At 41.5% G+C, this 10,982-nt stretch carries 9 protein-coding genes; 8 read left to right on the top strand and 1 reads right to left on the bottom strand.

Features of this window, described 5'->3' with window-relative positions; all coding sequences use genetic code 11:
• Nucleotides 1-107: 107 nt before the first annotated feature.
• A complete protein-coding gene (locus GARC_RS07915; RefSeq protein WP_007618617.1) occupies nucleotides 108-905 on the bottom strand; it encodes an IclR family transcriptional regulator in 798 nt (265 codons plus the stop codon).
• 210 nt (nucleotides 906-1,115) lie between these two features.
• Here GARC_RS07915 and GARC_RS07910 point away from each other — a divergent pair, with 210 nt between their 5' ends.
• From GARC_RS07910 to GARC_RS07875, 8 genes are all read left to right on the top strand, one after another.
• The gene (locus GARC_RS07910; RefSeq protein ID WP_007618614.1) at nucleotides 1,116-2,447 is read left to right on the top strand and encodes an L-fuconate dehydratase; all 1,332 of its coding nucleotides are present in this window, start codon (nucleotides 1,116-1,118) and stop codon (nucleotides 2,445-2,447) included.
• Entirely contained in the window at nucleotides 2,447-3,601 is a 1,155-nt protein-coding gene (locus tag GARC_RS07905; protein WP_007618612.1) for an alpha-hydroxy acid oxidase, read from the top strand. The genes GARC_RS07910 and GARC_RS07905 overlap by 1 nt, the downstream gene beginning before the upstream one ends.
• Nucleotides 3,602-3,611: 10 nt before the next feature.
• Nucleotides 3,612-4,685, top strand: coding sequence for an aldo/keto reductase (locus tag GARC_RS07900; RefSeq protein WP_007618610.1), 1,074 nt, complete (start codon nucleotides 3,612-3,614; stop codon nucleotides 4,683-4,685).
• The gene (locus GARC_RS07895) at nucleotides 4,675-5,499 is read left to right on the top strand and encodes an amidohydrolase family protein (protein ID WP_007618608.1); all 825 of its coding nucleotides are present in this window, start codon (nucleotides 4,675-4,677) and stop codon (nucleotides 5,497-5,499) included. Before GARC_RS07900 ends, GARC_RS07895 begins: the two co-directional genes overlap by 11 nt.
• 49 nt (nucleotides 5,500-5,548) lie before the next feature.
• The gene (locus GARC_RS07890) at nucleotides 5,549-6,325 is read left to right on the top strand and encodes an SDR family NAD(P)-dependent oxidoreductase (protein ID WP_007618607.1); all 777 of its coding nucleotides are present in this window, start codon (nucleotides 5,549-5,551) and stop codon (nucleotides 6,323-6,325) included.
• Nucleotides 6,326-6,476: 151 nt separating this feature from the next.
• Nucleotides 6,477-7,313 carry a fumarylacetoacetate hydrolase family protein gene (locus GARC_RS07885; RefSeq protein ID WP_007618606.1) on the top strand — a complete coding sequence of 279 codons (837 nt, stop codon included), beginning with the start codon at nucleotides 6,477-6,479 and terminating at the stop codon, nucleotides 7,311-7,313.
• 84 nt (nucleotides 7,314-7,397) lie between these two features.
• Nucleotides 7,398-9,677 (top strand): multiheme c-type cytochrome, encoded by a 2,280-nt coding sequence (locus GARC_RS07880; RefSeq protein ID WP_153810895.1) that lies wholly within the window; start codon nucleotides 7,398-7,400, stop codon nucleotides 9,675-9,677.
• On the top strand, nucleotides 9,667-10,827 hold the full coding sequence (locus tag GARC_RS07875; RefSeq protein WP_039989128.1) for an iron-containing alcohol dehydrogenase: 1,161 nt from the start codon (nucleotides 9,667-9,669) through the stop codon (nucleotides 10,825-10,827). Before GARC_RS07880 ends, GARC_RS07875 begins: the two co-directional genes overlap by 11 nt.
• Nucleotides 10,828-10,982: the final 155 nt, after the last annotated feature.

The raw sequence follows: 10,982 nt of genomic DNA, 5'->3' as shown, positions 1-10,982 counted from the left end.
ATAGTTAACAATTGATGTTAAAAATAAAAATATTAACGGGATTGTGATGGCTAAACCTAAAAATGATTTTTGAAAAAAAACCTAATGATGGAATTTATATACGTTTTTTAATCAGGGTCATATCCTAATGCGACAGAAATATCTCTGGCGGCTTGTTTAATTATATTATGGGCATCTTCTACTATTGTTTGGTGAGATCCATCTAAATATTCAAAGTAAGGCACAATCAAAGCGGCAACCGCTTGATCTTGATAATCAAAAACTGGATAGCCAATATCCTGAATTCCCTGTGCTTGAGCACTATGAATACTTTCATAACCTTGACTCAACACCTTCCTTACCATTTTATCCATATCTAAAACATCTTCATTTGGATGATGAACAGGGATACGGCTTAACATTTGTTGACGTGTATATTCGTCGGCAAACGCCAATAACAAATGTCCGGAACATGTGTTCATTAAAGGCGCTTCGGCACCCAACCGCACGCTAAATACCCGTTCAGAAGGTGAGTCTTGTTGGACTACTACATGGCCTTTTCCTTCGTAATAAATAACTAGATGGCAGGATTGTTCAATATCATAAGACAACCTACGTAGAACAGGGGCAGAAACACTAGTCAGCCTTTTTACTGGTGGAAAACGATGCGCTAAACCAAACATTTTTAATGTGAGGGTATACCTATCACTGCCCTGCTCTAGTGATACATATCCCCGCTGCTGCAGCACCACTAACATTCTAAAAAGCTCTCCCACTGACCTATTGAGCTTTTTGGTAATCTCACCAATATTTAAACCTTCTGCTTCTACAGCTAATAACTCCATGATATCTAAGCCTTTTTCTAATGCTGGAGCACTATATGTTTTACGTTTTCCCGGCTCTTCTTTATCAATCTGTTTTGTCATCAATAACTCCTTTTATGCTAAGCATGTAATTGAGGTGTAACTATAAAACTATAATAGTGCGTTACATTCATAAAGAGAACAAGTGACTACTACTAGATAAAAAAATCGAAAATATTCTATTAAACACTTATCAGTAAACTGTTGACATTTTAGTAACAACCCGCTAATTTTATATACGAGTTTTAATTTCATATATAAATAAGAGCAATTATGAGTCAAACAAACAAAATCATTTCACTGGAAACTCACGACATTCGTTTTCCAACGTCAGAATCATTAGACGGGTCAGATGCCATTAATAAAGATCCTGATTATTCAGCTGCTTATTTATGTTTAGAAACTGAACAAGGTAACAAAGGTTATGGTTTAGTATTTACCATAGGCAGAGGCAATGACATTTGCTGTGTAGCTATTGAAGCCCTTAGACATTTGGTTATAGGTAAAGACTTAAACGATATCACCAAAGATATTAATGATTTTTACGATTGCCTACGTTCAGACAGTCAACTTCGCTGGCTTGGCCCTGAAAAAGGGGTGATTCATATGGCGATTGGTGCAGTAGTGAATGCAGTATGGGATATGTGGGCACGCACCGAAGGTAAACCACTGTGGCGTCTATTAGCTGATATGAGCCCTGAGCAATTTGTTAACTGCATCGACTTTAGATATCTGAGCGACGCGATCACTAAACAAGAAGCTTTGGAAATGGTCAGCAAAAACCATGCAACTAAACAACAGCGTATTCAATATTTAGAACAAAATGGCTACCCTTCCTATACCACATCTGCTGGTTGGTTAGGCTACAGCGATGAAAAATTAGCGAGATTATGTAAAGAGGCAGTCGGGCAAGGCTTTAAACATATCAAATTGAAAGTTGGTCAAGACTTAGAAAGTGATGTCCGTCGCTGTGAAATTGCTCGTAGCGTAATTGGTGAAGACGTTAAGTTAATGATTGATGCCAACCAAATTTGGGAAGTAGATGAAGCAATTGAGTGGACCAACCAACTTGCCCATGTCAAACCTTGGTTTATAGAAGAGCCCACCAGTCCAGATGATATTTATGGACATAAAAAAATTAAAATGAATATTGGCGATATCAAAGTAGCAACAGGTGAACATTGCCACAATAGGATCATGTTTAAACAATTTATTGCCAATGATGCCATTGACATAGTTCAGATTGATTCTTGTAGACTTGCAAGTATTAATGAAATACTGGCCGTTTACATGATGGCGGCTAAATATAAAAAACCAGTCTGTCCTCATGCGGGTGGTGTAGGTTTGTGTGAATATGTACAACACCTTTCGATGATTGACTATGTGCATATCTCAGCAGATTTAACTGACCGCGTGGTAGAGTTTGTTGATCATTTACATGAACATTTTACTGATCCATGTGTCATTAAAGATGGTGCCTATGTTGCCCCCAGCAAACCAGGTTACAGCATTGAAATGTTCGAAGAAAGTGTCGCCGCCTTCACCTATCCTACGGGAAGTGAATGGCAAAAACGTCTTAACAAAGTAGATAAGTTAGCCTCCTAATGAAAGATTTTTTTGACCCAAGGTTACCGGATGTTAAATCCTTAAAACAAAAGGCGCGTCAGCGTATACCAGGCTTTGCCTTTGATTACCTTGAGGGAGGTTGTCATGACGAAATTGGCCTGCTACGGAATCGTGAAGATATTCAAGCAGTACAATTACGAAGTCAGCTTTTAAAACCTTTTGAAAAATCGGATATGTCGGTTGAGCTATTTGGTCACAAATATGACGCACCTTTTGGTATAGCGCCTATAGGTTTACAAGGATTGATGTGGCCTAAAGCACCAGAAATTTTAGCTAAAGCTGCAGCCGATCTAAATATTCCTTATGTACTGAGTACAGTGTCTTCTGCCAAGTTAGAAACAATTGCAGAAATATCCGAAGGCAAGGCCTGGTATCAACTGTATAACCCAACCGACAGCACTATTCGGGAAGATTTACTGAATCGAATTAAGGTTGCCGGTTATAAGGTGTTAGTGGTGACCGTTGATGTGCCCACTTTTGGATACCGTCCACGAGATATGAAAAATGGTTTGGCGATGCCGCCTAAAATGACCTTAAGAAATATTTTGCAAATGCTGAGCTGTCCCCGCTGGTTATACGAAACCGCCCTCGCCGGCAAGCCAGAAATGCAAACACTCAAGCCTTATATGCCCAAAGGCATGCCCACTGACCAACTCGCCGCTTTTATGAATAAAACGGTAATGGGCCGAGTAGATATTGATGGGCTCAAACCTATCCGCGATTTTTGGCAAGGTCCTCTAGTTATTAAAGGCCTAATTAACCAAGAAGATGTCGCTGCGGCTATATCCTTAGGAGCCGATGCTGTGGTGATGTCAAATCACGGTGCCCGCCAGCTAGATGTAGGTGAATCACCAGTTGCTCCATTACAAAAAGCGGCTGCGAAATACGCCAAAGATATCAAAATATTTATGGACAGTGGCTTACGCTCTGGAACCAATATTGCTTCTGCATTGGCCTGTGGCGCTGACTTTACCTTTTTAGGTCGTCCTTTTGTCTATGGTGTTGGCGCCTTAGGCAATAAAGGTGGCATGCACACTATTAACTGCTTAAAAACGCAACTTGAACAAGTGATGAATCAATTAGGCTGCGCTACAGTCGCAGACCTACCGCAATTTTTGGTCAAGCATGAATAGAGTGAATACGATGCAAAATCCCCCACTAATAAACAAGCAGATACCCAAAAAACAAATCGGAAGTACGGGGCTAGAAGTCGATACTTTAGGTTTTGGCTGCGCGCCCCTTGGTAACTTGTACCACAGTATCAGTGACGATGAATCTAAAGCAGTATTAAACGCTGCTTGGCAAGCAGGTTTTCGCCACTATGATACTGCCCCCCATTATGGCCAAGGTTTAAGTGAAAGACGCACTGGTGATATGTTGCGCCCTTTGCAAGGCAAGCAATACATGCTTTCAAGCAAAGTGGGTCGCATACTCAAACCCGCAGGTTATGCCAAAGAGCGTCATGGTTTTGTCTCACCTATGCCTTTTGATATTCATTATGACTACAGTTATGACGGCATAATGCGCTCCTTCGAAGACAGTCTGCAGCGTTTAGGTTTAGATAGAATTGATATTCTGTATATGCATGATATTGGCCGCGATACCCACGGTGCAGAAAATGCCAAACATTTCCCTATTGCGATGCAAGGTGGCTACAAGGCAATGGATGAACTGCGCCGCCAAGGCTTAGTAAAGGCCATTGGCTTAGGCGTTAACGAATATGAAGTCTGTGAACAAGCCATGGATCACGGTGACTGGGATTGTTTTTTATTGGCTGGACGCTACAGCTTATTAGAGCAAGAGTCTTTAAAAACCTTTTTACCCAAATGCGAAACCCATAATTGTTCCGTAATTGTGGGTGGCCCCTACAACTCTGGTATTTTGGCAACAGGCGTTAGAGGCAAAAGCATAGCCAATTATAATTATGCCCCAGCTTCAGCTGAAATAATTGAACGAGTCGCTAAAATTGAGACTATCTGTGATGAATATAATGTCACATTAGCCGCTGCGGCTTTGCAATTTCCGCTGGCGCATCCAAGCGTGGCATCTGTTATTCCAGGCTTAGGTAACGTATCCAGAATACAAAAAACCATCGAGCTGTTTAATCAATCCATTCCTAATGAATTTTGGCAAAGTTTAAAAGCAGCCAATTTGCTGAATAAAGAAGCACCTGTACCCATTGAGTCAAAAACAACTGGTCTTGAACATGCGAATTGATAGCCATCAACACTTTTGGAAAAGAGAGCTCGGTTACTATAACTGGTTAACTGAAGATATGGGCGCCATATACCGAGATTTTTCGCCTGAAGATTTACGACCTCATTTAAAAAAGTCAGGCATTGATAAAACAGTGTTAATACAAGCGGCGCCAGATATTGCTGAAACTGACTATATGTTGTCTTTAGCTAACAACACGGACTTTATTGCCGGCGTAGTGGGCTGGGTAAATATGCAAGGAGCAGATGCGCCCTACCAATTGGCGCGGTTGTCAAAAAGTCCTTATTTTAAGGGCGTCAGACCTATGATCCAAGATATCGTTGATGATAACTGGATGCTGGATCCGGCACTCGAACCGGCCTTCTTAACCTTGATAAGACTTGGATTGTGTTTTGACGCTTTGGTAAAACCTCGGCATTTGCAACAACTGTTAAAGCTTGTTAAGCGTTACCCCCTACTGAAAATTGTAATCGACCATGCCGCTAAGCCTAATATCGAAGGCAGTGAATTTGAGCAGTGGGCCCAAGACATTCAAGCTCTCTCTGAACAGCCTAATGTGTACTGTAAATTATCAGGCTTAGTAACCGAAGCGGGATATAACCCCAATTTTGATATTTTAGTGCCCTATATGCGTCATTTACTTAATACATTTGGCGCTTCTAGGCTGATGTGGGGCAGCGATTGGCCAGTACTGAACTTAGCCACAGATTACACAGAATGGGTTAGTTTAACTGAAGCATTCTTAGCCAATTCCAATGAAATGGAGCAGGCACAGATTTGGTCTAAAACAGCCATTCAATTTTATCATTTATAACATTTAGATGAGATGCCCTTAATTTCATCTATTAAATAAAAGGTCAACTATGAACCAAAATTTAACCGATAAAACAGCATTAGTAACAGGCGGCGGCAGTGGAATTGGCAAAAGTGTATGTCTACGCTTAGCCGCAGCCGGTGCCCATGTGTTGGTGCTTGATTTAGACGAGCAAGCCGCGACAGAAACAGTCGTTCAAATTCAATCGGAAAATGGCTCAGCCAGTGCTCACCCATGCAACATTGCTGACCACGATAATGTGCAGCAAGTTATTAACAATATTTTGCACGACAGGCTGATCGATATTCTCATCAATAATGCAGGCATCGCCCATGTCGGTAATCTTGAAAATACCAGCGAAGCTGATTTAGACCGCCTCTATCAGGTAAATGTAAAAGGTGTGTATAACGCTATGGCAGCCACTATACCTGCCATGAAAGCACGTAAGTCCGGGGTTATAATTAACATGGCATCGGTAGCGTCTTCAGTTGGGATCGCCGACCGCTTTGCTTATTCAATGACCAAGGGTGCTGTGTTAACCATGACTTATTCTGTGGCTAAAGATTACATCAACGATGGCATTCGCTGTAATTGTATTGCACCGGGCCGGGTACATACTCCTTTCGTTGATAACTTTCTAGATAAAAACTACCCCGATAATCGTGATGAAATGTTTGACAAGTTATCCAAAAGCCAACCTATTGGTCGAATGGGTCAAGCGGATGAAATTGCAGGATTAGTGGCCTACTTGTGCTCAGATGAAGCATCCTTTATCACTGGCTCTAACTTCCCCATTGATGGTGGTTTTGTGACTTTGAATAACTAAGAGCTTAAAAACGAATAACCACAGAGACACAGAGAGCACAGAGGTAAAACCAATAACAGATCTTTTCTCTGTATTCCCCTAGTCTCTGTGGTGAAAATAGTTTTTTTAAAATAGAAACTTAACAACTAAATTTATATTACAGGACAACACGATGAAATTATTACGTTTTGGTGAGAGTGGCTATGAAAAGCCTGGGATTGTAGATGACAATGGTGATATCCGCAGCCTTGAAGGATTTGTCGAAGACGTAACAGGTGGCATGCTTGGGGCAGTCAGTTTAGAAAAACTAAAAGCATTAGATTTAACCACCCTGCCCTTGGCACCAAAAGGTGCACGCATAGGGCCGTGCGTAGGTAAAGTAGGTAAATTCATTTGTATTGGTTTAAATTACAGCGACCATGCAGCTGAATCTGGAATGACACTGCCCGATGAACCAGAAGTTTTTACTAAAGCCACCAGCGCTATTTGTGGTCCAGACGACGATATCATTAAACCCAAAAACAGTACTAAAATGGACTGGGAAGTAGAACTGGCCTTAGTTATTGGTAAAGAAGCTAAATATGTATCTGAAGCCGAAGCAGAGGAATATATAGCCGGATACTGCGTATGTAACGATGTATCAGAACGAGCCTTTCAACTTGAGCGTGGCAGTCAATGGGATAAAGGCAAAGGTTGCGATACCTTTGGACCTATCGGCCCATGGTTAGTCACCAGCGATGAAGTCGGTGACCCAACCAATTTAGATATGTGGCTTGAAGTAAATGGCAAGCGTTATCAAAATGGAAGTAGTCGCACTATGGTGTTTAAGCCGGCTTTTATTGTGAGTTACTTAAGCCAGTTTATGAGTTTACAACCTGGTGATGTTATTTCAACGGGTACGCCTCCTGGTGTGGGCTTAGGGCAAAAACCGCCGGTTTATCTTAATGTGGGTGATAAAATATCGCTAGGTATTGAAAAGCTAAGCACACAAAACCAAACTGTGGTTTAGTTGTAATTGTTGTAGTTCTATTTTGCTATGTGTTTATACTAATTGCATAAACACATAGTGAATATAAATGGCCAACCATTTTCGATGACATACAAAATATCTATTTTATTAATGCTCTGCATGTTAGTAGTAACGCCACTAGTATCAGCCAACACCAAAGACAATGTATCTCCCGCAACGGCTCAATATATTGGCTCCGATACCTGCCAAAACTGCCATCAAACAGAACATAAACTTTGGCAGCAATCAGATCATCATAAAGCCATGCAAGCGCCCAGCGCAGATAGTGTTCTTGGAGATTTTAATAATGTTGAAGTTGAGTTTCACCAGATCAAAACGCGCTTTTTTAAAAGCGATAAACAGTATTTTGTAGAAACGACCAATAAACAGGGGGTGCGTCAAACCTTTGATGTAAAATACACCTTTGGTTTCGATCCATTGCAACAATACATTTTGGATACCGGCAAAGGCCACATGCAAGCCTTTAACATTGCCTGGGATACGCGACCAAAAGCCCAAGGTGGTCAACGCTGGTATCACTTGCAACCTGATGAATCTATCACCCCGGATCATCCCTTTTTTTGGCAACGCCATTTTCAAAATTGGAACAGTCGCTGCGCTGAGTGTCACACCACGGGTTATGAAAAGAATTATCAAGCAGAAACAAACAGTTATGCCACGCAGTTTGCAGAGACAACTGTAGGTTGTGAGAGTTGCCATGGTCCAGCGGCATTGCATCAAACACAAGCTAAAACCCATCAATTTGATGCCAATAAAGGTTTTACAAAACTTAATGCAAAACCGCCAGTTTGGGGATTTGCCCCTAAGGATCCCATCGCCAATTTAGTTAGCGGTAAAAATAATCAATACATGCAACAGTGCGCCGACTGTCATTCAAGGCGCTTGCCTATTGCTGGTAAAACTCCAACCATCAAACAAAACCCTGTTGATTATCACGACGCTAATTATTTAAGTTTAATGTCTGCGGATTTGTATTTTGATGATGGTCAAATCAAAGATGAAGTCTTTGTGATGGGCTCGTTTTTGCAAAGTAAAATGGCAGAAGCAGGCGTGACTTGCTCTAACTGTCACAATCCCCATTCGGGTAAGTTAAAATTACCCGGCAATCAAACTTGTACTCAGTGTCATAGCGCGCCTACTTATGATTTGCCAGAGCATCACCAACATAAAGTTGATTCACTAGGTTCACAGTGTGTTAATTGCCATATGCCTGCACGTACTTATATGCAGGTAGACGACAGACGTGATCATAGTTTTGTTATTCCTAACGCTGCAGTATCCGCCGCTATTGATTCACCAAATGCCTGCCTAAACTGCCATCAGAAAGAGGATTTATCCTGGGTAGCCGCCAAGCTTGCAACATGGCCTAAAGCTAAGTCTAGCCCGCTGTTAGCAACAACTGAGCATTGGTCAAACATACACCTACTGCCTAGCACCGAACAACTGACTTTTGCCAAACAACAACTGTCAAAAACCTCCCCTATAGTGGCTGCAAAATTACTAGAAATCATCAATCGTCAACCAAGCCAAGGGTCGGTAACATTGGCGATTGAACAACTCTACTCCGAAGAACCTTTGCTAAGGCGCGCTGCAATTGACGTACTGCGCAATTTACCTCCTGATCAGGGTTATCAGTACTTGTATCCTATGTTAAAAGATCCTGTGAAATCAGTGCGTTTTCATGCCACCGCATTATTAGCCTCTTGGCTATCACAAATGCCCGAAACCTTATTGCCAGAATTATCTTTTGCAATAGACGAATACAAAGCATCTTTATTACTCACGGCCGACTTTCCAACTTCACATTTGAGTCTTGCCAACTTAGCTTTGGCTATGGGCGATAACAAAACCGCGCAGCTACATTTCGAACAGGCACTCACCATTGCGCCTAACTTACCTTCAGCTATGTTGGCACTTGCCGATTTTTGGCGGCAAACCAATAACCAAACTAAAGAACTTGCAATATTAGAAAAAGCTATAGTTGTAAATCATGATTTTGCTGACGTATTGCACCAATATGGTTTGTTTTGGGTACGTAAAAAGGAATATTACAAAGCTGCCCAATGGTTAGTCAAAGCTAGCGATTTGGCCGATGCACAACCCTACTATGCCTATGTTGCAGCGACAGCTTTAGATTCAATCAATCGCACAAAACAGGCGATTGACTTGTTACTACGAGCTAACCAACGCTGGCCTCAACAAACAGACTTACTGTATTCACTTGCGCTTTATGCCGATAAAACCAAGGATAAGGCAGCAATAAAAATCGCATTAGCTGAGTTACAAATTTTGCTCCCTAATAATCCTCAAGTTCAACAATGGTTGATACAAAATGGTCAATAGCATCGTTCTTCCTAAAATCATGCAGATAGGCGCTAACTCTTTAGACTTATTGCCAGAGACACTAGTCAGTTTAGGCTGTTCTTTTCCTTGTGTTATCACCGATAAAACCATGCTTGAACTTGGATATGTGGCCAAAGTCGAGGCATTATTAAACCAGCAAAATATAAATTTTGGCCTATTTACTGACACTATGCCTGAACCTAACGACACCTCAATACTCGCAGCAGTGGAGATGGTCAAAACAAAGCAGTATGACTGTCTTATTGCTTTAGGTGGAGGCAGTGCAATTGATAGTGCCAAAGCGATTGCATTATTGGCGTCACACGGTGGCAAAATGAGTGACTACAAAGTTCCTTATCAAGTGACCGAAATAAGTTTACCTGTGGTGGCAATACCTACTACCGCAGGCACAGGATCAGAAGCCACCAAGGTCACAGTTATTTCTGACTCGGCAACAGATGAAAAAATGCTGTGTATGGGTTCGGGATTAATCCCTGCAGCAGCCATTATCGACTATCAATTTACTCTGAGTTTGCCCAGCAGAATCGCGGCAGATACTGGTATTGATGCGCTCACCCATGCAATTGAGGCATATGTGAGCCGTAAAGCTAATCTATTTAGTGATCAACAAGCTATTGCTGCTATGAAACTGATTGCGCCTAATCTTATTAAGGTGTGTCAGCAGCCCGATAACCTTAAAGCCAAAGAAGCGATGATGTTGGGAGCTACCTTAGCGGGTATTGCTTTTTCCAACGCATCAGTTGGCTTAGTACATGGAATGAGCCGACCTATAGGTGTACATTTTCACGTACCTCATGGCTTGAGCAATGCCATGTTATTGCCCACTATTACTGAATACTCTTTGCCCGGTGCACCACGCAAGTATGCAGAATGTGCTATGCACATGGGGCTAGTCACTGTCATCGACGATCAAACATTAGCCCACCAAACACTGATCAATGAGCTCAAACACATAAACCAGACCTTAAACGTACCCACTCTCGCGGAGTTTGGCGTTGTAAAAACTGAATACGAGGGTTTATTGACGAATATGGCTGAACAAGCTTTGGCTTCGGGCTCTCCTGGTAACAATCCAAAAATTCCCGTTTTAAACGAAATCATCGAACTTTATAAAAAAGTCTGGCTATAACCAATCAGAATAGGTGTAATTTAACTTTTTTCTAGTAAAAATATCGTTCCATCTCATTGTATTTGCTGCAATATACTTCTAAAGCAGTTAGGCTCATAACATTAGATTAACAATAATAAATTAGGTACTTTAGATGAATTTAGCTAGCCTCGACA

Origin of the sequence: Paraglaciecola arctica BSs20135, from assembly GCF_000314995.1 — a bacterium.
GTDB lineage: Bacteria > Pseudomonadota > Gammaproteobacteria > Enterobacterales > Alteromonadaceae > Paraglaciecola > Paraglaciecola arctica.
The sequence above is the reverse complement of the archived record's forward strand: the minus strand, read 5'-3'. Positions and strand labels throughout refer to the sequence as shown.

What these genes read in the sequence shown, in the direction of transcription:
- GARC_RS07895 (WP_007618608.1), top strand. Translation starts at nt 4,675, where the DNA reads ATGCGAATTGATAGCCATCAACACTTTTGGAAAAGAGAGCTCGGTTAC.
- GARC_RS07890 (WP_007618607.1), top strand. Translation starts at nt 5,549, where the DNA reads ATGAACCAAAATTTAACCGATAAAACAGCATTAGTAACAGGCGGCGGC.
- GARC_RS07880 (WP_153810895.1), top strand. Translation starts at nt 7,398, where the DNA reads ATGACATACAAAATATCTATTTTATTAATGCTCTGCATGTTAGTAGTA.
- GARC_RS07915 (WP_007618617.1), bottom strand. Translation starts at nt 905, where the DNA reads ATGACAAAACAGATTGATAAAGAAGAGCCGGGAAAACGTAAAACATAT.
- GARC_RS07875 (WP_039989128.1), top strand. Translation starts at nt 9,667, where the DNA reads ATGGTCAATAGCATCGTTCTTCCTAAAATCATGCAGATAGGCGCTAAC.
- GARC_RS07905 (WP_007618612.1), top strand. Translation starts at nt 2,447, where the DNA reads ATGAAAGATTTTTTTGACCCAAGGTTACCGGATGTTAAATCCTTAAAA.
- GARC_RS07900 (WP_007618610.1), top strand. Translation starts at nt 3,612, where the DNA reads ATGCAAAATCCCCCACTAATAAACAAGCAGATACCCAAAAAACAAATC.
- GARC_RS07910 (WP_007618614.1), top strand. Translation starts at nt 1,116, where the DNA reads ATGAGTCAAACAAACAAAATCATTTCACTGGAAACTCACGACATTCGT.
- GARC_RS07885 (WP_007618606.1), top strand. Translation starts at nt 6,477, where the DNA reads ATGAAATTATTACGTTTTGGTGAGAGTGGCTATGAAAAGCCTGGGATT.